This is a genomic window from Companilactobacillus pabuli, from assembly GCF_014058425.1.
GTDB lineage: Bacteria > Bacillota > Bacilli > Lactobacillales > Lactobacillaceae > Companilactobacillus > Companilactobacillus pabuli.
In genome coordinates, this window is the sequence record NZ_CP049366.1 from 1,704,533 (window position 1) to 1,726,575 (window position 22,043).

Consider the following 22,043-nt stretch of genomic DNA (forward strand, 5'->3'; position numbering starts at 1 on the left):
TATCTTATTATTACTTCTTCTTACCTGCAATGGTAGTCTTCTTACCCTTACGAGTTCTTGCGTTGTTCTTTGTGTTTTGTCCTCTTACTGGCAAACCACGACGATGTCTCATACCACGATATGAGCCAATTTCTTGTAGTCTCTTGATATTCATGCTTACTTCACGACGTAAGTCACCTTCAACACGTACCTTATCAACTTCTGCACGAATCTTATCTTCTTGATCAGGAGTTAAATCTCTAGTACGGATGTCTTCTGACACGCCGGCATTTTCAAGCACTTTTTGAGCTGTTGTATTACCGATACCAAAAATGTATGTTAGGGCAATAACGATTCTCTTATCACGAGGTAAATCTACACCTGCTATACGAGCCATTAATCAATGCACCTCCTATTAAATTATCCTTGTCTTTGTTTGTGCTTTGGATCTGCAGAGCAAATCACCATGACGCGACCGCGTCTCTTGATTACTTTACAGTGTTCGCACATAGGTTTAACGGATGGTCTTACTTTCATATTGTGGAACCTCCATTCCATTAAAAAACTTATTATCTATATCTATATGTAATTCTTCCCTTGGTTAAATCATAAGGGGATAATTCCACGGTAACCTTGTCACCGGGTAAAATTCTGATATAGTGCATACGGATTTTACCTGACACATGGGCTAGAACTGTAGCTCCATTTTCAAGCTTTACCTTAAACATCGCATTAGGCAATGTTTCTGAAATTGTACCTTCTACTTCAATGACATCTTCTTTTGCCAAAGATATTAACCTCCATACGGGATGAAATTATTCTGCATATACTGGCGAATTATACAATAATTTTCCGTACATGTAAACATTCAAAGCAAAAAGTCTTACAAGTTTTGTAAAACTTTCTTAACTTCGTTATAAACTTCATCTATTTCTTGTTCACCATTGATCTTGTACAACAAGTTTAGCTTGTCATAAAAATCAATTAATGGTGTATTCATTTCAATATTAACTTTCAATCTATTCTTAACTGTTTCTGGTTTGTCATCCTCACGTTGATAGAAATCATGTCCGCCACAAACGTCACATGTTCCTTCAACCTTAGTAGGATTGTATACTTTATGATAAGTTGCTCCACAATTAGAACAAATATATCTTCCAGATAAGCGATCAACTAATGTTTCAGGCTTTACATCAATATAGATGACAGCATCTATTGGTTTGTTTACATTCTTTGCAATTGTCTGTAAAGCGTTAGCCTGTTCAAGAGTTCTCGGAAATCCATCTAACATATATCCGTCTTTTTGAACATCTTCTTCAGATAAACGTTCTTGAACGATACCTTCGGTAACATCATCTGGAACAAGTTCACCTTTGTCGATGAACCCTTTAGCCTTTAGACCAATTTCTGTCTTATTAGCCATGGCTGCTCTAAACATGTCACCAGTTGAAATATGAACAACTTTAAAATCTTCAACAATCTTTTCAGCTTGAGTACCTTTACCAGCACCAGGTAATCCCATCAATACAATATTCATTGTCACATCTCCAATTATCTAATAAATCCAACGTATTCACGCTTCATCAAAAGACCACGTAATTGACGATCCATTTCCAAAGCAACACCAACGATAATCAATAAACTCGTACCACCTAATCCGATGGATTGAGGTAAATTGAATAAGTTAGCAGCTAGTAATGGAAGTAATGAAACCAAACCTAGGAACGCAGCTCCGACAGTTGATAGTCTCATTAATACACCTGACATGAATTTAATTGTTTCATTACCAGGCCAAACACCAGGGATATAAGCCCCTTGTTTTTGTAGGTTTTCTGCAAGCTTCTCAGGATTTACTTGAACAAATGCATAGAAGAATGTAAATAATACAATCAACAATGTATAAATTATCGAACCTGTTGTAGTCTGCATACTGAATATTTCTGTTAATACTTGATACCATTGATCTCCACTGTGATTTGCTTGGAACGCCATCAAAATAGTTTGTGGTGTAACAATAAATGAACTAGCGAAGATAACAGGAATAACACCAGCAACGTTAACCTTCAATGGTAGAAAACTTTCACTACCACTACCTGCAGCACGTCTTGTATATTGAATTGGAATTCTTCTACTTGCTTGTTGAACATAAGTAACAAACTGTACAACAATCAAGATGATGATCACAAGACCAACCAAGAATCCAATATTTTTAGCAAGATCAGCTGAGCTAGAATTAGTAATATAATCACGGTAAATTTGTTGAATTCCATTAGGGAATCTAGCAATAATACCAGCGAAGATAATTACTGACACTCCATTACCTAAACCTTTATCGGTAATCTGTTCACCAATCCAAGTAAGAAGCATTGTACCACCAGTTAAGATGATCCCAATTGTAATGAAAGCTTTCATGTTAGGTGATTTAACTAATCCTAACCCACTTAATTGGTTAAAACCGGCAGTAATACCGATTGACTGAACAAAACCTAAAACAATCGTCAAATATCTCGTTACTTGATTTAACTTTCTACGACCTACCTCACCTTGTTTGCTCCACTCAACAAATTTTGGAATGATATCCATTTGTAAAAGTTGAACAACGATTTGAGCCGTGATGAATGGTGAAACACCCATTGAGAAAATAGAGTAGTTTGAAAGACCACCACCGGTTACAGTATCCAATAGTGGAACTAACCCTGTAGAACCAACTTTATCCATTGCCGCAGCATTAACACCAGGCACTGTGATTTGTGATCCCAAACGATATATAACAAGTAACATCAAGGTAAAGAGAATCTTTTTACGGATTTCTTTAACCTTTAGAGCATCTCTGATAGTTCTAAGCATTAGATCACCTCTACAGTGCCACCAGCGGCTTCGATTGCTTTAGTAGCTGCGGCTGAACTCTTAGCAACTTTAACAGTTAACTTAGCACTAACCTCACCGTTAGCAAGCAACTTAACACCATTATATTGTTTTTTAATGATTCCTGCTGCCTTCAATGTTTCAGCATTTACTTCAGCACCATCATTAAACTTACTTAAATCACTTAGGTTTACAATAGCATATTCCTTACGGTTGATGTTATTGAATCCACGTTTAGGCATACGACGGAAGTATGGCATTTGTCCACCTTCAAAACCTACACGTGTCTTACCACCTGATCTAGCTAATTGACCTTTTTGACCACGACCAGCAGTTTTACCTGTACCACTTGAAGTACCACGACCTAGACGCTTTCTAGCATGTCTTGAGCCTGCACTTGGCTTAAGTTCGTTTAGTTCCATTATTGCACCTCCTAATCTCTTGTAAATTTATTAATCTTTAACTTCTTCAACGCTTACTAAGTGAGCGATTTTTCGTACAGCACCACGAATTGCAGGATCATCCGGCTTAACAACTGAACTTGAAACTCTTGCGAGTCCTAGTTCTTTAACAATTGTACGTTGAGCAGGAAGGCGGTGAGCTGCACTTCTAATTAGAGTAATTTTAAGTTTAGCCATCATTACGCACCTTTCTTCTAGTTAAGCAATTCTTGGGCTGAGATACCGCGCATTTCAGATACGCTTTCGGCAGTCTTAAGTTGTTTTAGTCCATCGATTGTTGCACGAATTACGTTGATAGGTGTATTTCTACCTAGTGACTTACTTGTAACATCACCAACACCTGATAATTCGATAACGGCACGAACAGCACCACCAGCAGCAATACCAGAACCTTCTTCAGCAGGTTTCAACAAGATTCTACCAGCACCGAAGTTACCGATAACTTCATGAGGAATTGTTGAGCCAACCATAGGAACACTGATTAGGTTCTTCTTAGCATCTTCAACAGCTTTACGAATAGCTTCTGGAACTTCTTGAGCTTTACCAGTACCGAAACCTACGTGACCATTCTTGTCACCAACGATTACGATAGCAGCAAAACGTAGACGGCGTCCACCTTTAACAACCTTAGTAACACGGTTGATTGAGACAACGCGATCTTCTAATTCTAATTGAGATGGATCGATATATGTCATAAATTTGGTTTCCTCCTTCTAGAATTTTAGCCCATTTTCACGAGCTGCTTCAGCAAGACTTTGTACACGACCATGGTATAGGTAACCGCCACGATCAAATACTACGTCACTGATTTTTGCTTCTTGTGCTCTTTGTGCAATTAATGCACCAACAGCTTGAGCTTGTTCAACTTTTGAACCGTCTTTAACTTCTTTATCAAGAGTTGAGGCACTTGCTAGCGTTACACCCTTTACGTCATCAATTAATTGAGCGTAAATGTTTTTATTCGAACGGAATACGTTTAAGCGTGGGCGCTCAGCAGTACCAGAGATTTTGGCACGAATGCGTCTTTGACGTCTTTGACGTGCTTTGTTTTTGTCTGGTTTTGTTATCACAATTTTCACCTCATGGATTTATTTACTATTTACCAGTTTTACCTTCTTTACGACGTACATATTCGCCAACATAACGAATACCTTTACCTTTATAAGGTTCTGGAGAACGTACATCGCGGATTTCAGCAGCAAATTGACCAACCTTTTGCTTACTAATACCTGAAACGTTGATTTCTGTATTTGAAGGTGATTCAACTTTGATACCTTCTGGTGTGTCCATAACAACAGGATGTGAATAACCAACTGTAAGTGTTAGTTGATTGTTCTTAACTTGTGCACGGTAACCAACACCTCTTAGTTCAAGCTTCTTTTCATAACCTTCTGTAACACCAATAATCATGTTGTTTAAGTTAGCACGCATTGTTCCATGAAGAGCTTTATCATTTTCGCTTTCACGTGAGAACTTAGCTTCCTTATCATCAAGAGTTAACTTGATTTTTGGATCAAAATGTCTTGTTAATTCACCCTTAGGGCCTTTAACAGTAATGTTTTCATCTTTTTGAGTAACTGTAACACCTGCTGGTATTTCAATTACTTTTAAACCGATACGACTCAAATTAGTGCACCTCCTTACTTTTTAAGTATATTACCAAATATAAGCGATTACTTCTCCACCAACGTGTTGAGCGCGGGCTTCTTTGTCAGTAATAACACCTTTTGAAGTTGAAAGAATAGCGATACCTAATCCGTTAAGAACCTTTGGCACGTTATCTGAATCAACATAACTACGTAGACCTGGTCTTGAGATACGTTTCAAGCCTGAGATAACGCGTTGTTGATCTTTACCATATTTCAAGAAAATACGAAGTACGTTTTGTTTGTTGTCTTCAACAACTTCGTAATCCTTGATAAATCCTTCATTCTTAAGAATCTCTGTCATACTCTTCTTGATGTTTGAAGCAGGAATTTCTAGAGATTCATGTTTAACCATGTTTGCATTACGAATACGTGTTAAGTAATCTGCAATAGGATCTGTCATGACCATTTGATTTGCCTCCTTTTTAAATTAAAAATTTTACCAGCTAGCTTTTTTCATACCAGGGATTTGACCTTCATGAGCCAATTGACGAAGGCAAAGTCGGCAAAGCTTGAACTTACGATATACAGAATGTGGACGTCCACAGCGTTCGCAACGTGTATAAGCTTGTGATGAGAACTTTGCGGGTCTATGATTACGTACGATTTGTGATTTCTTAGCCAATGAATTTACCTCCTATTATTTTTTGAATGGCATACCGATTTGAGTTAATAGTTCACGTGATTCTTCATCTGTGTTAGCTGTTGTAACAATAACAATGTCCAATCCACGAATCTTGTTAACCTTATCGTAGTCAATTTCTGGGAAAACCAATTGTTCTTTGATACCTAGTGTATAGTTACCACGACCATCGAATGAACGTGTTGATACACCACGGAAGTCACGAACACGTGGTAAAGCAATATTGATTAATTTGTCAAGGAAGTCATACATGCGGTCACCACGTAGAGTAACTTTAGCACCGATTGACATACCTTCACGAAGTCTGAAACCAGCGATTGATTTCTTAGCTTTTGTGATCAAAGGCTTTTGACCAGCAATCAAGCTTAGTTCTTCAACAGCTTCGTCAAGATTCTTTGAGTTAGCAATGGCATCACCAACACCCATGTTCAAAACAATCTTTTCGATCTTAGGTGTTTCCATAACAGATGAATAGTTGAACTTCTTCATCATTGATGGTGTGATTTCACTAACATATTGTTCTTTTAATGCGTTAGCCATTTAGTTTTCTCCTTTCTTATTTGTCTTCTTTATCAGTTGTCTTATTTACAACTTTAACGTTAGTTGCGCTAATAGGTCTTTCAACGTCAACAATTCCACCTTGTGGTTGTGCGTTAGTTGGCTTAGAGTGTTTCTTTACAACGTTTACGCCTTCGACGATAACTTTGTTTACTGCAGGCATAGCTTTTTTAACTACTCCTGTTTTACCCTTAGCGTCACCAGCGATAACTTTGACATTGTCTCCAGTTTTTACAAACACTATTCAGCACCTCCTGAATTTAATTGTTCTTTTTATAGCACTTCTGGTGCTAGAGATACGATCTTCATAAAATCGTTATCACGTAGTTCACGAGCAACTGGTCCAAAGATACGAGTTCCTCTAGGTGTTTTATCAGCATTAATAATAACTGCAGCATTTTCGTCAAATCTGATGTAAGAACCATCAGCACGGTGAGCACCTGAAACAGTTCTTACGATAACTGCCTTAACTACATCACCTTTTTTAACAACGCCACCTGGTGTTGCTTGTTTGACAGTAGCAACAATAATATCACCGATGTTAGCAATCTTACGGTTTGAACCACCAAGTACTTTAATAGTTAGAATTTCACGAGCTCCAGAATTATCTGCAACTTTTAGACGACTTTCTTGTTGAATCACGTTTTGGCCCTCCTCTCATCCGTTATAGTCTAGATCTTAACTGCTTTTTCAACGATGTCTAATAAACGGAAGCGCTTTGTCTTTGACAAAGGTCGAGTTTCCATGATACGTACAATATCGTTAACTTTAGCTTCGTTGTTATCGTCTTGAACGTAGTATTTTTTAGAATATCTTACACGCTTACCATAAACTGGATGTTGTTTTCTTGTTTCAACAACAACGACGATTGTCTTATCCATTTTATCTGAAACGACACGTCCTTGATATACTTTACGATGGTTACGAGTTTGTGTTTCGCTCAACTTGATATCCCCTTCCTGTTTATTATTTTTCGTTATTCTTTTGGTTTTGAGCTGTTCTTAATCTTGCAATGTTCTTTCTTACAGCCTTTAGACGAGCTGTGTTTTCCAATTGACCTGTGGCTTGTTGGAAACGCAAGTTGAATAGTTCTTCTTTATATTCTTTAACTTTGTCTTGCAATTGAGCAGCAGTTAGCTCTTTGATTTCACTAGCCTTCATCAGCGCCACCTACTTCCTCACGTTTTACAAACTTAGTTCTAACGGGTAGTTTGTGTGATGCAAGTCTTAAAGCTTCACGAGCAACTTCTTCAGAAACGCCACCGATTTCAAATAAAATCTTTTCGCGTTTAACTGGAGCTACCCATCCGGCTGGAGCACCTTTACCATTACCCATACGAACACCTACACCCTTAGCAGTGTATGATTTATGAGGGAAGATTTTAATCCAAACCTTACCACCACGCTTCATGTAACGAGTCATAGCAACACGGGCTGCTTCAATTTGTCTATTTGAGATCCAGCTTGAGTCAAGTGACTTCAAACCATAATCACCAAATGTAACAGTTTTTCCACCTTTAGCTTCTCCGCGCATCTTACCACGGAATTCACGACGGTGTTTTACACGTTTTGGTACTAGCATAGATTATTCTCCTTTCCCTTCATTTTTTTGATCGTTATGTTGTGGCTTAGCTGGAAGAATTTCACCACGATAGATCCAAGTCTTAACACCTAGATTACCGTATTGAGTCTTAGCTTCAACCCAAGCATAATCGATATCTGCACGCAATGTGTGCAAAGGAACTGTTCCTTCTGTATGCCATTCACGACGAGCCATATCGGCACCGTTTAAACGACCAGAAATTTGTACCTTGATACCTTTAGCACCGGCACGTCTTGAACGTTGAACTGCTTGACGTTGTGCACGTCTGAAAGCAATACGAGCTTCAAGTTGACGAGCGATACTTTCACCAACTAATTTTGCATCCAAATCAGGTTTCTTGATTTCAATGATGTTGATGTGAATATTTCTCTTAGTTAAATTGTTTAGTTCATTACGTAATTTTTCAACTTCTGAACCACCCTTACCGATAACCATACCTGGTTTAGCAGTATGAATTGAAACTGTAACGTTCTTGGCAGTACGTTCGATTTCGATTCTTGAAACGGAAGCATTTGAAAGTTTGTCTTCAATGTACTTACGAATTCTAAGGTCTTCATGTAAAAATGTTGAAAAGTCTTTATTGTTTGCATACCATTTGGCATCCCAGTCACGGATAACACCGACACGGAATCCGACTGGATTAATCTTTTGACCCACTCAAGTTACCTCCAATACTATTCTTTTTCACTTACTACAACTGTAATGTGACTTGTTCTCTTGTTAATTGGTGATGCTGAACCCTTAGCTCTAGGACGGAAACGTTTTAGAGTTGGTCCTTCGTCTACGAATGCTTCGCTAACGAATAGGTTTTGTGCATCTAAATCAAAGTTATGTTCTGCGTTTGCAATTGCTGACTTAAGAGCTTTAGCAATAATTGGAGAGCCTGCTCTAGGTGTGAATTGCAAAATTGCAAGTGCCTCAGCAGCATTCTTGCCTCTGATTAGATCAATAACAAGGCGAGCCTTACGAGGTGCGATACGCACGTTAGTAACTCTAGCTGTTGCAGATGTAATTTCTTGTTCTGCCATCATTTAAGTCTCCCTTCTTATTTCTTAACTGTCTTCTTGTCATCAGTTGCATGACCATGGAAAGTACGTGTAGGTACGAATTCACCTAATTTGTGACCAACCATATCTTCTTGGATATAAACTGGAACGTGCTTACGACCATCATGAACTGCGATTGTGTATCCTACGAAACTAGGAAAAATTGTTGAACGTCTTGACCATGTTTTGATAACTGACTTCTTATCAGAGTCTTGTTGAGCATCGATCTTCTTTAGAAGGTGTGCATCAGCAAATGGTCCTTTTTTTAAACTACGACTCATCTTATGTCCTCCTTATATTATTCTAATGAATAGTTTACTTACCTTTTCTATGACGAACGATAAGCTTTTCAGATTTGGCATGTGATGAACGAGTCTTCTTACCCAAGGTCTTCTTACCCCATGGTGACAATGGTGATGGATGACCGATAGGAGCTTTACCTTCACCACCACCGTGTGGGTGATCGTTAGGGTTCATAACTGAACCACGAACTGTAGGTCTCATACCTAACCAACGCTTACGTCCAGCCTTACCAATCTTAATAAGTTCATGTTGTTCATTACCAATAGCACCAACAGTTGCACGGCAAGTTGAAAGGATCAAACGAACTTCACCAGAAGGCATACGTAAGATTGAATACTTACCATCTCTACCTAGCAATTGGATTGAAGTACCAGCTGAACGGCCTAGTTGACCACCCTTGCCTGGTTTCAATTCAACGTTGTGAAGTGTTGTACCAACAGGAATATCAGCAAGTGCTAATGCGTTACCTGGTTTGATATCTGCATCTTTACCAGATTCAATAACTTGTCCTACTTCTAGACCCTTTGGAGCCAAGATGTATGATTTAACACCATCTGAATAATGAATAAGTGCAATATTAGCTGTACGGTTAGGATCGTATTCGATAGCCTTAACTGTAGCTTTAACACCGTCTTTATTACGTTTGAAATCAATAACACGGTATTTTTGTTTATGTCCACCACCACGGTGACGTACTGTAATATGACCGTATGAGTTACGACCAGCTGTATGGCTTTGTGATTCTAGAAGTGTCTTTTCAGGAGTTGTCTTTGTGATCTCAGAAAAGTCAGAACCATTCATATTACGACGACCGTTTGTGGTTGGTTTATACTTGATAATCGCCATTATTTGACCTCCTTATTTATTCTTCGTCAAAAATCTTAATTTCATCTGAATCAGCTGTAAGAGTAACGATAGCCTTACGACGTTTTGCTGTAAAACCTTCGTAACGACCTTGGCGCTTCTTCTTACCAGCGACATTCATGATATTTACTTGCTTAACCTTAACACCGAAAACTTCTTCAACGGCTTGTCTAACAAGAACTTTGTTAGCATCTAGAGCAACATCGAAAGTATATTTCTTGTCGTTCATAGCATCCATTGAGCTTTCAGTAATAACAGGGCGAATAATTACGTCTCTAGCGTTCATTATCCAAGCACCTCCTCAATTTTAGAAAGTGCTGCTTTTGTAACAACTAACTTGTTTGCGTTAATAACGTCAAGAACGTTAACACCTTCTGGTGCAACAACCTTAACTTTATCAATGTTTCTTGCTGATAAAGCAACATTGTCGTTACCATCTTCAACAACTACAAGAGCCTTGTTATCAGCACCTACTGTATTTAGTAATTGTGCAAAAGCTTTTGTACTTGGCTTGTCGTATGAAATTGAGTCAATAACGATTAAGTTACTGTCAGCAGCCTTTTGTGAAAGTACAGACTTCAATGCCAAACGGCTAACCTTCTTAGGAAGGTGATAGGCATATGATCTTGGTGTTGGGCCGAATACGACACCACCACCTACCCATTGAGGTGATCTGATTGAACCTTGACGAGCACGTCCTGTACCCTTTTGACGCCATGGCTTTCTTCCACCACCACGTACTTCGGAACGGTTCTTAACATCATGAGTACCTTGTCTCATTGATGCACGTTGCATGATTACTGCATCTGTAACAACACTATCGTTTGGTTCGATACCAAAGACTGCATCTTGTACTTCAACAGCACCGTTCTCAGCACCGTTATCTTTGTAAGCTGTGATTTTTGTCATAACTCATTTCCTCCTTCCTATTTTTGATTAGCTTTAATAGCTGTTTGGATTTTAACTAATGACTTGTTTGCACCGGGAACATTACCCTTGATCATGATTGCATTACGTTCTGCATCAACTTTGATGATTTCAAGGTTTTGTGTAGTAACACGGTTGTTACCCATAACACCTGGAAGCATCTTTCCTTTGAATACACGGTTAATGATGGCACCCATTGAACCAGCAACACGGTGATATCTAGAACCGTGAGTTTCTGGACCACGAGCTTGACCAAAACGCTTGATGTTACCTTGCATTCCGTGTCCCTTTGTTGTACCTGTAACGTCGACAATATCACCTGAATTAAATGTATCAACTGTTACGTTGCCACCTAATTCGTAATCTCCCATTTCAACATCGCGGAATTCGCGAATGTAATGTTTAGGAGTTGTGTTTGCCTTTTCTGCATGACCTTTGGCTGGTTTGTTTGATAGAACTTCACGTCTATCTTCAAAACCTAGTTGAACGGCTTCATAACCATCATTTTCAACTGTCTTAAGTTGCATAACAACGTTTGGTGTTGCTTCAACAACTGTTACGGGAACAAGTTCTCCGTTGTCAGTGAAAATTTGAGTCATTCCGACTTTTTTACCAAGAATACCTTTTCTGGCCATGTTTGCACCTCCAATAATTTATTTTTGTTTAATTAATTGATTATAATTTGATTTCAATGTCAACACCAGATGGTAGATCCAACTTCATTAGTGAATCAACCGTCTTCTTTGTTGGGTTAACAACGTCGATAAGTCTCTTATGTGTACGCATTTCGAATTGTTCTCTAGAATCCTTGTGCTTATGTGGTGATGCTAGCACTGTATATAGTGAACGTTCTGTAGGCAATGGAATTGGACCTGAAATTTGTGCTCCAGTTCTCTTTGCTGTTTCCACAATTTTGTCAGCTGATTGATCTAAAATACGATGTTCATAAGCCTTCAAACGAATGCGAATTTTTTGACTTGCCATGGGGTTACCTCCTTTTTGTCTCTTTCAAGATGACCGGCTCCGTGAAAATATCCGCCAGCCCTGCCGTGGCAAAGCGGCCGGGTGTGTCGCAACCTCTCACTTCTAAGCCGTCGATATTATTTCAATATCACTTTTGTACATACTTCTATCTGAAATAAGCACTCTTATAATATTACACGATGAACTCTACATTTTCAAGGTAAAATCAAGTATTTTTTCAAATGAAAGACGCTTTCTAAAAAAATGTTTTTCAACTATACTCTAAAGAAGTAGTGGAGGTGTAAATTGAATAATAATCTCGAATTTAGTTATAATAACAGGTTTTCACGAAATAATAAAGACAAAAGTTATTTTATTTTGTTTAAAGTCCAAGTTATCCTTAATGCACTAATCTTTTTTTGGTACAGTGCTTTGACGAAGAACCTTTATTTATTCGTTCCTATATTTTTAAATCTCTTAGCTTTGTATTTAAAACCAAGTCCTCAAAAAATAATCGATCGAATGAATTATATCTTTCAACTATTCTTTCAAGCGGTAACGATTGCGGAATCTTATCACTATTTAATTAACGTCTCCATGCGACTATACAATTGGAACTTACCTTCTTCACTAGCTTTAATGCTCGTTTCGATGTTAGTGATTTATATTCCTTATGTCAGAGTGTTTTTTGGAACAATTGAGAGTAAATCATTGCAACTATTGATCAGTATTTATTGTTTTGCAGTGCTTTCCATGAGTACTTTGAGTCTGATTACCTATGGAACAATTCTTTACTTCAATCCATTTGTTTCTTTAATCACTAATTCAAGTTTTCTCGGTGGAATTACCTTTATGATCTTAATCATAGTTTTAATGACACGCTGGGGTTATGGTTTTCCTAAGATGCGTCTGTCAAATGACGTTAATTGGATTGTTCTTAGTTTGGTTTTAATTTTTAGCCTTTGGTTTGTACTTTGGAACGCATTTGGTAGTGGTAATATCTTAACTTCATTTTTTCGCTTTAATTTCTCAGGCATCAATTTGAAACCACAATACATTCTGAGTGGACTTGAAGCTGGTATCGCTGAGGAGTTACTTTTCCGATATGCATTCTTAACTATCTTATTAGTAGCTTTCAAAAACAATTCTTATCATGTCTTTTGGGCAGCTATTATCAGTAGTTTATGTTTTGGATTATTACATTTAGGTAATCTCTCCGCGGGACAAAACCTAGCAAGTACTATTGAGCAAGTAGTTTTCGCTTTTGGCATGGGTTTGTTGATGTGCGGAATTTACTTGTATACTGATCTGTTCTACTTACCGGTCATCATTCACTTCTTATTAGATACACTAGTATTTAGTGTTTCTGGAGAACTGATGTCTGAAAAAGTCACCACAGCCGACAATATATTAACGATTATTGAAACTTTAGTCTTCATTGTCATTGCCTTGTTGTTATTAAAATCAGTTTATAATAGAAGAAACAAGTCGTTTAATAGATACTTCTCTTAATTGAGAAGTATTTTTTTGTACAAAAAAAACGTAACGACGATTGTCATTACGTTTTTTAATTTACTAAATTAATAATTAGTCTTCAGGGTTTCCACCATTTTTCTTAATGATTTCAGCTTGAATTGACTTAGGAACCTTTTCGTAGTGGTCCATTGTCATTGTAAATGTACCACGACCTTGTGTTGCTGAACGAAGTGTTGTAGCGTAACCAAACATTTCTGCAAGTGGAACGAAAGCATTGATAAGTTGTGCATTACCACGTGCTTCCATACCTTCAACACGTCCACGACGAGCAGTAACTTGTCCCATAACATCACCTAAGTAATCTTCTGGTGTAACAATTTCAACCTTCATAATAGGTTCAAGAATTACAGCACCAGCTGACTTAGCAGCGTTACGTAGAGCCATTGAAGCAGCAATCTTGAAGGCAGCTTCAGATGAATCGACTTCGTGGTATGAACCATCATACAACTTAGCCTTAACATCGATCAATGGGTATCCAGCAAGAACACCGTTTTCCATTGATTCTTTCAATCCTTGTTCTACTGAAGGGATGTATTCACGAGGAACAACACCACCGACGATAGCATCTTCGAATTCGAAGCCTTTACCTTCTTCATTAGGTGTAAATTCAATCCAAACATCACCATATTGACCTTTACCACCAGATTGACGAACGAACTTACCTTGAGCACTTGTTTGTTGTGTAAATGTTTCACGGTAAGCAACTTGAGGTTCACCAACCTTACATGCAACGTTAAATTCACGTTTCATACGGTCAACCATGATATCCAAGTGCAATTCACCCATTCCGGCGATCAATGTTTCACCAGTTTCAGGATTTGTTTCAGCTTGGAAAGTAGGATCTTCTTCAGATAGTTTTTGGATAGCAACATCCATCTTATCTCTATCTTCCTTTGAGTTAGGTTCGATAGAAACTTGGATAACTGGATCTGGAATATCCAATGATTCAAGGATCAATGGGTGGTCAGTATCTGTTAGAGAATCACCTGTTGTAGTGTTCTTCAAACCAATAACAGCAGCGATATCACCAGAGAATACTTCAGGGATTTCCTTACGGTGGTTAGAGTGCATTTGTAGCAAACGACCAACACGTTCACGTTTGTTCTTAGTTGCGTTAAGAACGTATGAACCTGATTCTAGTGAACCTCTGTATACACGAATGTATGTTAGACGTCCAACGAATGGGTCAGTAGCAATCTTAAATGCTAAACCAGCAAATGGCTTTGCATCGTCAGCCATAAGTTCAACTTCTGAATTATCCTTAGGATCTGTAGCTTTATAAGGACGTACATCAAGTGGTGATGGTAAGTAGTCAACAACGGCATCCATCAACATTTGAACACCCTTATTCTTGAAGGCAGAACCTGCAAGAACTGGGAAGAATTTCAAGTTGATTGTTGCTTTACGAATAGCAGCACGGATTTCATCGTTACTGATTTCTTCACCTTCAAGGTACTTGTCCATGATATCATCATCAACATCAGCAACAGATTCGATTAATTCTGAACGTTTCTTTTCAGCTTCAGCACGATATTCTTCAGGAACATCAACTGTATCCCATTTTGTACCTAATTCATCTTCGTCGTATAGATCGGCTTTCATTTCGATCAAGTCGATAACACCTTCGAATTTGTCTTCGGCACCGATAGGCATTTGAATAGCATGTGCGTTAGCATCTAGTCTTTCATGCAATGTTTCTACAGAGTAGTCAAAGTTAGCACCGATTTTATCCATCTTGTTAACAAAGACGATTCTAGGAACACCATATGTTGAGGCTTGACGCCAAACATTTTCTGTTTGTGGTTCAACACCTGATTGAGCATCAAGAACTGTAATAGCACCATCTAGAACACGGAGTGAACGTTCAACTTCGATTGTGAAGTCAACGTGTCCGGGAGTATCAATGATATTGATACGGTTGTTCTTCCATTCAGCAGTTGTAGCAGCTGATGTGATAGTAATACCACGTTCTTGTTCTTGAGCCATCCAGTCCATTTGTGAAGCACCATCATGTGTTTCACCAATTTTGTGGATCTTACCAGTATAGTACAAGATACGTTCTGTAGTTGTAGTTTTACCGGCATCGATGTGGGCCATGATACCAATATTACGGGTATCTTCTAGTGGAAATTCACGTTTATTAGCCATGAAAAATTGTTTCTCCTCTCAAATTAACTAGTTTTAAACTAGATCCTACCAGCGATAGTGAGCGAATGCACGGTTAGCATCGGCCATCTTATGTGTATCTTCACGTTTCTTAACAGCAGCACCAGTATTGTTAGCTGCATCCATAATTTCGTTAGCTAGACGTTCGTCCATTGTGTGTTCACCACGTAGACGAGCATAGCTTGTAATCCAACGAAGTCCAAGAGTTGTACGACGATCTGGACGAACTTCGATAGGAATTTGATAGTTAGAACCACCGATACGGCGAGCCTTAACTTCAAGAACAGGCATAACATTGTTCATTGCTTCTTCAAACACGTCCAATGGTTCGTTACCTGTCTTATCCTTAATAATATCGAATGCACGATATAAAATTGTTGAAGCAGTACCTCTTTTACCATCATACATTAAATGGTTAATCAAACGAGTTACTAGCTTTGAGTTGTACATTGGGTCTGGCAAAACATCACGTTTTGGAGCTCTACCTTTACGCATATTAAATTCCTCCGTTATTACATTATTTCTTTATAATAATTAATTGTTATTTCTTAGGCTTCTTAGCACCATATTTTGAACGACTTTGCATACGTCCATCAACACCGGCAGTATCTAAGGCACCACGAACAACGTGATAACGAACACCAGGTAGATCCTTTACACGTCCACCACGTACTAAAACAACACTGTGTTCTTGTAGGTTGTGGCCAATTCCTGGGATATATGCTGTTACTTCAATAAGGTTTGATAATCTAACACGGGCATACTTACGTAGGGCAGAGTTAGGTTTCTTAGGTGTCATTGTTCCGACACGAGTTGCAACACCACGTTTTTGTGGAGCTGGGTTCTTTGTGGCAACTTTCTTCATACTATTGTAGCCGTAGTTCAATGCAGGTGCATCAGACTTTGAAGTTTGTGACTTACGGCCTTTGCGAACTAATTGATTAATTGTAGGCATTCAAAGTTCCTCCTAATTATTTAAGTACACACATCCAGGTGGTTCATATTTGAGTAAAATAATAAACCACGTTAGTGGCGTACGTTATGAGCTTTATATTTAATAAACAAACTAATATTGCTGCCAATAAAAGCACGTCTATTAGAATACCATCTTAAAAATGCCATGTCAATGCAACCTTTCTAAAAAGTTATCCACATTTCAACGTAATCTTTAATGAGGTGGTTAAATTGATATACTTTTTATACTTATTATTTTTCATACTAGGAGCTTGCATTATCTCCTTTCTAAAAGTTATTGCACATGATTACCCACAGATCAGTCTTTCTCGACGTTCTCATTGCGACTACTGCGGTAGGATTCTACGATGGTTCGAAATTATACCTATAATAGGTTATTTCATTGTTCATGGTAAATGCATTTCTTGCAAAAATCAACTTGATTTTAGTAATCCATTCCTTGAATTTACTGGTGGTTTACTACTGTGTTTCTTCTTATATATCGGTGACTTTTCGTATTTGTCATTTTTCGTAATGCTGATTATTTCAGGATTCAGTGATTCATTCTTTGGTTACGTCTACCCTATTTTTTATTTATTGGCGATTCCAAGCCTTCTTCTACGTTTCAATCATGTTCACTGGTTAGTAGCCTTGACCATTTACCTGACTTTAATTCTATTGCATAAAAAATATCCCCTAGGATTAGGAGACATCGAAGTTTTAACTATTATTGGATTACTCTTTGGCTTAAATTCATTTTTATACATATTGTTATTAGCTTGTTTCTTTTGTTTGATTCAATATTTTTGGTACAAAAAAAGAGCTTTTAGATTCATTCCCTACCTGACTTGGTCAACAGGAATAATCTATCTGCTCTCTTATTTAATGTTTAGGCAAAATCTTTTGTAGTTTAAGCCAGTTGACACAAAGCTCCCACCATTTAGCATCATAATCATTAAGATTCTTTGCTACTCCAGGATTTTGTGTTACGTAAGTTGCCAGTGACAACCCATGACTACCTGAGCCAAACAAATGCAACTCATATGGAATCTTTAACATATCCATTTTTTGTGCATAAATAATTGAATTCATTACCGGAACTACTTCATCAGTAACAGTTTGCCAAATAAAAGTTGGTTTACCATTCTTCGTTAAGTGTTCTTGAGCTTGCCAATAATAAATATCTGGAGAAATCTTCATAGCCCAGCTATCTTCTTTAGGCCAACCTAGTGTCATATCGACAACTGGATAACCCATAACATTGACTGCAGGCTCTACTTCTAATTCGTCAGTAAAGATCTTCTCCCTTTGTTCTGGATCCAACATGATGGAATTAAAATCAGCCACAATTTGACTACCCGCTGAAAAGCCAATCAAAATAACTTTCTTCAAATCAATATGATGTTCAACTTGTGTCTTCAACCAATTCAAAGTTGTTGCCATTTCTTGCAATGATAAAGGATAAACGCTGTGATCATCGTCTACTAATTGATAACGTAGTACTACAGCGTGGATACCAATTGAATTGAACTTCAGAGCAATCGGTTGGGCTTCACGATCTGAATGGAACTTGAAACCTCCACCAGGACAAATAATAACCACTGGTCGATCAACTTGTTCTTCATAATCTACTAATGGATCAATCCAGTAAGTATCAACAGTAAATTTGGTGTCTTTATAAGATAATTCTTGTTTTTGCAAAATATTAACCCCCAAATTATTTTCAGTAATTTATATCTCTTATTATAGAGGATAACACTGGGCTAAATACAAGTCATTTACTCAACAAATCACAAAAAAAGCCGATAGAAATTAATCTATCGGCTTTTATTATTTACTAATGCTTTTCTTCTTTAGCAGCATCTTCAGCTTTCATTTGAGCTTCGATGTCAGAAATTGTGTAGGCACCATTTAAAGAATTATCTGCCATAGGGCCGACTTTCTTAGGTTCCATATGGTTGTACTTAGCCATACCAGTACCGGCAGGAATAAGTTTACCAATAATAACATTTTCCTTAAGGCCAAGAAGTGGATCATTCTTACCTCTGATTGAAGCATCTGTAAGAACTCTTGTTGTTTCCTGGAAGGAAGCAGCTGACAAGAAACTGTTAGTTTCAAGAGATGCCTTCGTAATACCAAGAAGAACAGGACGTCCAGTAGCAGGAACACCGCCATTGAACAATGTCTCACGGTTATGATCAGTAAATTGTGAAATATCCATTAATTGACCAGGCAATACATCTGTGTCACCAGGATCAAGAATACGAATCTTTCTAAGCATTTGTCTAATCATAACCTCAAAGTGCTTATCAGAAATATCAACACCTTGCATACGGTAAACTTTTTGAATTTCAGCAAGCAAATAGTTTTCTGTATGTAGGACGTTTGTAACTTTGATCAATTCCTTAGGATCGATTGAACCTTGTGTTAACTTACCACCACGTTTAACGTGATCACCTTCGGCAACCGCAACACTTGATGTGTAAGGTACACTATAAGATCTCTTATCGATATCACCTTCAACAGTGATTTCCTTAGTATGTTCAGCTGGGTTTTCGTCGATTGCAGTAACAGTACCATCAACTTCAGAAATAACAGCAAGACCTTTAGGATTTCTAGCTTCAACGATTTCTTGAACACGAGGAAGTCCTTGAGTAATATCATCGCCACCAGCAACACCACCGGTATGGAAGTTTCTCATAGTCAATTGTGTACCAGGTTCACCGATTGATTGAGCGGCAACAGTACCAACAGCTTCACCAATTTCAACTTCTTCACCAGTAGCAAGGTTTCTACCGTAACATTTCTTACATACACCATGTTTTGTATCACATGTGAATGCTGAACGGATTGTAACGTGTGTAACACCTGCGTCAACAACCTTTTGAGCGATATCTTCGTCCATCAAGACACCACGAGGAACGATAACTTCACCAGTCTTAGGATCCTTGACAGTCTTTTGTGTATAACGACCAACTAGTCTGTCATACAATGGTTCGATCATATCAGTACCTTCAGTGATTGCACTTACAACAAGACCACGATCAGTACCACAATCTTCTTCACGAACGATAACATCTTGAGCAACATCAACTAGACGACGTGTTAAGTAACCTGAGTTGGCTGTCTTCAAAGCTGTATCGGTCATACCTTTACGAGCACCGTGGGTTGACATGAACATTTCCATAACTGTTAGTCCTTCACGGAAGTTGGAAATAACAGGGATTTCCATCATACCACCATTAGGGGCAGCCATAAGTCCACGCATACCAGCTAGCTGAGTAAAGTTTGAAATGTTACCACGAGCACCAGAGTCAGACATCATTGAAATAGGGTTTGTAGGATCAAATGAGTCGATCAACAATTGTTGAATTTCATCCTTTGTATCGTTCCAAACACTGATAACACGGTCGTGACGTTCTGAGTCAGTGATAAGACCACGACGGAATTGCTTAGAAATTGAAGCAACTTGTTTGTGGGCTTTTTCGATGATTTCAGGTTTTTGAGTTAAGTTAGGAACATCAGTAACACCAACTGTCAAACCAGAAAGTGTACAGATTGTGTAACCTAATTCCTTCATATCATCAAGTAGTGATGAAGTTCTTTGAACACGGTAAATCTTGAAGACTTGAGCGATGATATCTGATAGATAACCACTCTTCAATGGGTCTACTAGATCCATTTCGTCAAGACGTTGATGAATATCTTCACCTTTACCAAGGAAGTATTTATCAGGAACACCGTGCATCAAGTTGTCATCAGTTGGTTCATTCAAATATGGGAAATCTTCAGGAAGAATTTCGTTAAAGATTACCTTACCAACTGAAGTAATCATAACCTTATCTCTTTGTTCATCCTTGAATGGTTTGTTAGGCATTGAGTCTACAGCGATACCAATTCTTGTGTGATAGTGAACATCACCATTTAGAAGTGCTGTTTGTACTTCGTTGGCATCCTTGAAGATCTTACCTTCACCAGTCATATGTCTTGTTTCAATTGTTAGATAGTAGTTACCTAAAACAACATCCTGTGAAGGAGTAACGATAGGCTTACCATCTTTAGGAGCAAGAATATGGTGAGCAGCTAGCATCAACATACGAGCTTCAGCTTGAGCTTCGTCTGATAGAGGAACGTGGATAGCCATCTGATCCCCATCAAAATCGGCATTGTAAGCTTCACAAGCTAGTGGGTGCAAACGCATTGATTTACCATCAACCAATACAGGTTCAAAGGCTTGAATACCAAGTCTGTGAAGTGTAGGGGCACGGTTAAGAAGTACTGGACGTTCTTTGATAACGTCTTCTAGTACATCCCAAATGTCATCATCTTGTCTGTCGATCTTTCTTCTAGCATTTTTAACGTTAGAAGCAATTTCTCTCTTTACAAGTTCATGCATAACGAATGGTTTGAACAATTCCAAAGCCATTTCACGTGGAAGTCCACATTGATAGAACTTAAGTGTAGGACCAACATCGATAACTGAACGTCCTGAGTAGTCAACACGTTTACCAAGTAAGTTTTGACGGAAACGTCCTTGCTTACCTTTAAGCATGTGTGAAAGTGACTTCAATGGACGGTTACCAGGACCTGTAACAGGACGGCCACGACGACCATTATCAATCAAAGCATCGACAGCTTCTTGCAACATTCTCTTTTCATTTTGAACAATGATACTTGGAGCGTGCAAGTCTAACAATCTCTTCAAACGGTTGTTACGGTTAATAACACGACGGTACAAATCGTTCAAATCGGAAGTGGCAAAACGGCCACCTTCAAGTTGAACCATTGGACGTAAATCAGGTGGGATAACGGGAATTGCTTCCATTACCATCCATTCAGGTTTGTTACCTGATTTTTGGAAAGCACTTAAGATATCCAAACGTCTGATAGCACGTGTACGTTTTTGTCCTTGAGCGGACTTCAATGTATCACGCAATTCTTTAACTTCAGCATCCATATCAACTTGGCTAAGTAAATCACGGATACCTTCAGCACCCATCTTAGCAACGAACTTGTCGCCAAATTCTTCACGTTTCTTACGATATTCTGTTTCAGTTAATAGTTGTTTCTTTTCTAGATCTGTTTCACCTGGATCGATAACTACGTATGATGCAAAGTAGATAACTTCTTCCAAGTTTCTTGGACTCATGTCCAAAACAAGTCCCATACGTGATGGGATACCCTTAAAGTACCAGATGTGTGATACTGGGGCTGCTAGTTCGATATGAGCCATACGTTCACGACGAACTTTTGAACGAGTAACTTCAACACCACAGCGGTCACAAACAATACCCTTATAACGGATACGCTTGTACTTACCACAGGCACATTCCCAGTCTTTAGTTGGTCCGAAAATTCTTTCATCGAATAGACCATCTTTTTCTGGTTTCAAAGTACGGTAGTTGATAGTTTCTGGCTTTTTAACTTCCCCATAAGACCAACTACGAATCTTATCCGGAGATGCTAAACCAATTTGCATACTTTCGAATTTATTAACGTCTATCAAAAGGTAACCTCCCTAAAGTTTTA

The 22,043-nt window shown here is 38.3% G+C and carries 33 protein-coding genes; 2 read left to right on the plus strand and 31 right to left on the minus strand.

All coding sequences use genetic code 11. The features are described from left to right. Positions 1–10: 10 nt before the first annotated feature. From rpsM to rpsJ, 26 genes are all read right to left on the minus strand, one after another. On the minus strand, positions 11–376 hold the full coding sequence (rpsM, locus tag G6534_RS08285) for a 30S ribosomal protein S13 (protein ID WP_059073689.1): 366 nt from the start codon (positions 374–376) through the stop codon (positions 11–13). 23 nt (positions 377–399) lie between these two features. Further along, positions 400–516, minus strand: coding sequence for a 50S ribosomal protein L36 (rpmJ, locus tag G6534_RS08290; RefSeq protein ID WP_010018546.1), 117 nt, complete (start codon positions 514–516; stop codon positions 400–402). Between the two features lie 32 nt (positions 517–548). Beyond that, positions 549–767 carry a translation initiation factor IF-1 gene (infA, locus tag G6534_RS08295; protein ID WP_010018544.1) on the minus strand — a complete coding sequence of 73 codons (219 nt, stop codon included), beginning with the start codon at positions 765–767 and terminating at the stop codon, positions 549–551. Positions 768–862: 95 nt separating this feature from the next. After that, complete coding sequence (locus G6534_RS08300; protein WP_057814562.1) at positions 863–1,516, minus strand: adenylate kinase; 654 nt, start codon at positions 1,514–1,516, stop codon at positions 863–865. Between the two features lie 14 nt (positions 1,517–1,530). After that, positions 1,531–2,826 carry a preprotein translocase subunit SecY gene (secY, locus tag G6534_RS08305; RefSeq protein ID WP_059073688.1) on the minus strand — a complete coding sequence of 432 codons (1,296 nt, stop codon included), beginning with the start codon at positions 2,824–2,826 and terminating at the stop codon, positions 1,531–1,533. Beyond that, positions 2,826–3,266 carry a 50S ribosomal protein L15 gene (gene rplO / locus G6534_RS08310; RefSeq protein ID WP_010018539.1) on the minus strand — a complete coding sequence of 147 codons (441 nt, stop codon included), beginning with the start codon at positions 3,264–3,266 and terminating at the stop codon, positions 2,826–2,828. Before rplO ends, secY begins: the two co-directional genes overlap by 1 nt. Before the next feature lie 30 nt (positions 3,267–3,296). Further along, positions 3,297–3,482 (minus strand): 50S ribosomal protein L30, encoded by a 186-nt coding sequence (gene rpmD / locus G6534_RS08315; protein WP_010018537.1) that lies wholly within the window; start codon positions 3,480–3,482, stop codon positions 3,297–3,299. 17 nt (positions 3,483–3,499) lie between these two features. Further along, on the minus strand, positions 3,500–4,000 hold the full coding sequence (rpsE, locus tag G6534_RS08320; protein ID WP_059073687.1) for a 30S ribosomal protein S5: 501 nt from the start codon (positions 3,998–4,000) through the stop codon (positions 3,500–3,502). Positions 4,001–4,018: 18 nt separating this feature from the next. Then, on the minus strand, positions 4,019–4,384 hold the full coding sequence (gene rplR, locus G6534_RS08325) for a 50S ribosomal protein L18 (protein ID WP_029606445.1): 366 nt from the start codon (positions 4,382–4,384) through the stop codon (positions 4,019–4,021). Positions 4,385–4,400: 16 nt separating this feature from the next. Continuing rightward, positions 4,401–4,931, minus strand: a complete 531-nt coding sequence (rplF, locus tag G6534_RS08330; RefSeq protein ID WP_059073686.1) for a 50S ribosomal protein L6 — start codon at positions 4,929–4,931, stop codon at positions 4,401–4,403. 30 nt (positions 4,932–4,961) lie between these two features. Then, positions 4,962–5,360 carry a 30S ribosomal protein S8 gene (gene rpsH, locus G6534_RS08335; protein ID WP_010018531.1) on the minus strand — a complete coding sequence of 133 codons (399 nt, stop codon included), beginning with the start codon at positions 5,358–5,360 and terminating at the stop codon, positions 4,962–4,964. 30 nt (positions 5,361–5,390) lie between these two features. Beyond that, positions 5,391–5,576 (minus strand): type Z 30S ribosomal protein S14, encoded by a 186-nt coding sequence (locus G6534_RS08340; protein WP_010018530.1) that lies wholly within the window; start codon positions 5,574–5,576, stop codon positions 5,391–5,393. A 15-nt stretch (positions 5,577–5,591) separates the two neighbouring features. Next, entirely contained in the window at positions 5,592–6,134 is a 543-nt protein-coding gene (gene rplE, locus G6534_RS08345; RefSeq protein WP_059073685.1) for a 50S ribosomal protein L5, read from the minus strand. Positions 6,135–6,150: 16 nt separating this feature from the next. Continuing rightward, on the minus strand, positions 6,151–6,393 hold the full coding sequence (gene rplX / locus G6534_RS08350) for a 50S ribosomal protein L24 (RefSeq protein WP_010018527.1): 243 nt from the start codon (positions 6,391–6,393) through the stop codon (positions 6,151–6,153). A gap of 32 nt (positions 6,394–6,425) precedes the next feature. Continuing rightward, a complete protein-coding gene (gene rplN, locus G6534_RS08355) occupies positions 6,426–6,794 on the minus strand; it encodes a 50S ribosomal protein L14 (protein WP_010018526.1) in 369 nt (122 codons plus the stop codon). A gap of 29 nt (positions 6,795–6,823) precedes the next feature. Beyond that, on the minus strand, positions 6,824–7,096 hold the full coding sequence (gene rpsQ, locus G6534_RS08360; RefSeq protein ID WP_010018525.1) for a 30S ribosomal protein S17: 273 nt from the start codon (positions 7,094–7,096) through the stop codon (positions 6,824–6,826). Between the two features lie 22 nt (positions 7,097–7,118). Beyond that, a complete protein-coding gene (gene rpmC, locus G6534_RS08365; protein WP_010018524.1) occupies positions 7,119–7,313 on the minus strand; it encodes a 50S ribosomal protein L29 in 195 nt (64 codons plus the stop codon). Then, entirely contained in the window at positions 7,303–7,734 is a 432-nt protein-coding gene (gene rplP / locus G6534_RS08370; protein ID WP_059073683.1) for a 50S ribosomal protein L16, read from the minus strand. Before rplP ends, rpmC begins: the two co-directional genes overlap by 11 nt. A gap of 3 nt (positions 7,735–7,737) precedes the next feature. Next, complete coding sequence (gene rpsC / locus G6534_RS08375; RefSeq protein WP_059073682.1) at positions 7,738–8,412, minus strand: 30S ribosomal protein S3; 675 nt, start codon at positions 8,410–8,412, stop codon at positions 7,738–7,740. Between the two features lie 17 nt (positions 8,413–8,429). Beyond that, a complete protein-coding gene (gene rplV / locus G6534_RS08380) occupies positions 8,430–8,783 on the minus strand; it encodes a 50S ribosomal protein L22 (protein ID WP_010018520.1) in 354 nt (117 codons plus the stop codon). 17 nt (positions 8,784–8,800) lie between these two features. Beyond that, the gene (gene rpsS, locus G6534_RS08385) at positions 8,801–9,082 is read right to left on the minus strand and encodes a 30S ribosomal protein S19 (RefSeq protein WP_010018519.1); all 282 of its coding nucleotides are present in this window, start codon (positions 9,080–9,082) and stop codon (positions 8,801–8,803) included. A gap of 34 nt (positions 9,083–9,116) precedes the next feature. Further along, the gene (gene rplB, locus G6534_RS08390) at positions 9,117–9,950 is read right to left on the minus strand and encodes a 50S ribosomal protein L2 (RefSeq protein WP_059073681.1); all 834 of its coding nucleotides are present in this window, start codon (positions 9,948–9,950) and stop codon (positions 9,117–9,119) included. Positions 9,951–9,966: 16 nt separating this feature from the next. Then, on the minus strand, positions 9,967–10,254 hold the full coding sequence (gene rplW / locus G6534_RS08395; protein ID WP_059073680.1) for a 50S ribosomal protein L23: 288 nt from the start codon (positions 10,252–10,254) through the stop codon (positions 9,967–9,969). Beyond that, on the minus strand, positions 10,254–10,877 hold the full coding sequence (gene rplD / locus G6534_RS08400) for a 50S ribosomal protein L4 (RefSeq protein WP_059073679.1): 624 nt from the start codon (positions 10,875–10,877) through the stop codon (positions 10,254–10,256). Before rplD ends, rplW begins: the two co-directional genes overlap by 1 nt. A gap of 17 nt (positions 10,878–10,894) precedes the next feature. Then, entirely contained in the window at positions 10,895–11,530 is a 636-nt protein-coding gene (gene rplC / locus G6534_RS08405) for a 50S ribosomal protein L3 (protein ID WP_010018514.1), read from the minus strand. Between the two features lie 40 nt (positions 11,531–11,570). After that, a complete protein-coding gene (gene rpsJ, locus G6534_RS08410) occupies positions 11,571–11,879 on the minus strand; it encodes a 30S ribosomal protein S10 (RefSeq protein WP_010018513.1) in 309 nt (102 codons plus the stop codon). Positions 11,880–12,164: 285 nt separating this feature from the next. Between rpsJ and G6534_RS08415 the strand changes: the two genes are divergently transcribed. Continuing rightward, the gene (locus tag G6534_RS08415; RefSeq protein WP_059073678.1) at positions 12,165–13,370 is read left to right on the plus strand and encodes a CPBP family intramembrane glutamic endopeptidase; all 1,206 of its coding nucleotides are present in this window, start codon (positions 12,165–12,167) and stop codon (positions 13,368–13,370) included. A gap of 75 nt (positions 13,371–13,445) precedes the next feature. Here G6534_RS08415 and fusA read toward each other — a convergent pair whose 3' ends face one another. Genes fusA through rpsL form a run of 3 tightly spaced genes read right to left on the minus strand, consistent with a single transcriptional unit; the run spans position 13,446 to position 16,515 of the window. Continuing rightward, positions 13,446–15,542, minus strand: coding sequence for an elongation factor G (gene fusA, locus G6534_RS08420; RefSeq protein WP_059073677.1), 2,097 nt, complete (start codon positions 15,540–15,542; stop codon positions 13,446–13,448). Positions 15,543–15,587: 45 nt separating this feature from the next. Beyond that, the gene (gene rpsG, locus G6534_RS08425; RefSeq protein ID WP_010018510.1) at positions 15,588–16,055 is read right to left on the minus strand and encodes a 30S ribosomal protein S7; all 468 of its coding nucleotides are present in this window, start codon (positions 16,053–16,055) and stop codon (positions 15,588–15,590) included. Positions 16,056–16,101: 46 nt separating this feature from the next. Further along, positions 16,102–16,515 carry a 30S ribosomal protein S12 gene (gene rpsL / locus G6534_RS08430; RefSeq protein ID WP_010018509.1) on the minus strand — a complete coding sequence of 138 codons (414 nt, stop codon included), beginning with the start codon at positions 16,513–16,515 and terminating at the stop codon, positions 16,102–16,104. A gap of 221 nt (positions 16,516–16,736) precedes the next feature. On the opposite strand from rpsL, the gene G6534_RS12375 reads away from it, so the two are divergent. Continuing rightward, the gene (locus G6534_RS12375; RefSeq protein WP_420826951.1) at positions 16,737–17,423 is read left to right on the plus strand and encodes a prepilin peptidase; all 687 of its coding nucleotides are present in this window, start codon (positions 16,737–16,739) and stop codon (positions 17,421–17,423) included. On the opposite strand, the gene G6534_RS08440 is transcribed toward G6534_RS12375, so the two are convergent. Beyond that, on the minus strand, positions 17,397–18,215 hold the full coding sequence (locus G6534_RS08440; RefSeq protein WP_059073676.1) for an alpha/beta hydrolase: 819 nt from the start codon (positions 18,213–18,215) through the stop codon (positions 17,397–17,399). The genes G6534_RS12375 and G6534_RS08440 overlap by 27 nt on opposite strands. A gap of 136 nt (positions 18,216–18,351) precedes the next feature. Next, complete coding sequence (gene rpoC, locus G6534_RS08445; protein WP_059073675.1) at positions 18,352–22,020, minus strand: DNA-directed RNA polymerase subunit beta'; 3,669 nt, start codon at positions 22,018–22,020, stop codon at positions 18,352–18,354. Between the last annotated feature and the right edge of the window lie 23 nt (positions 22,021–22,043).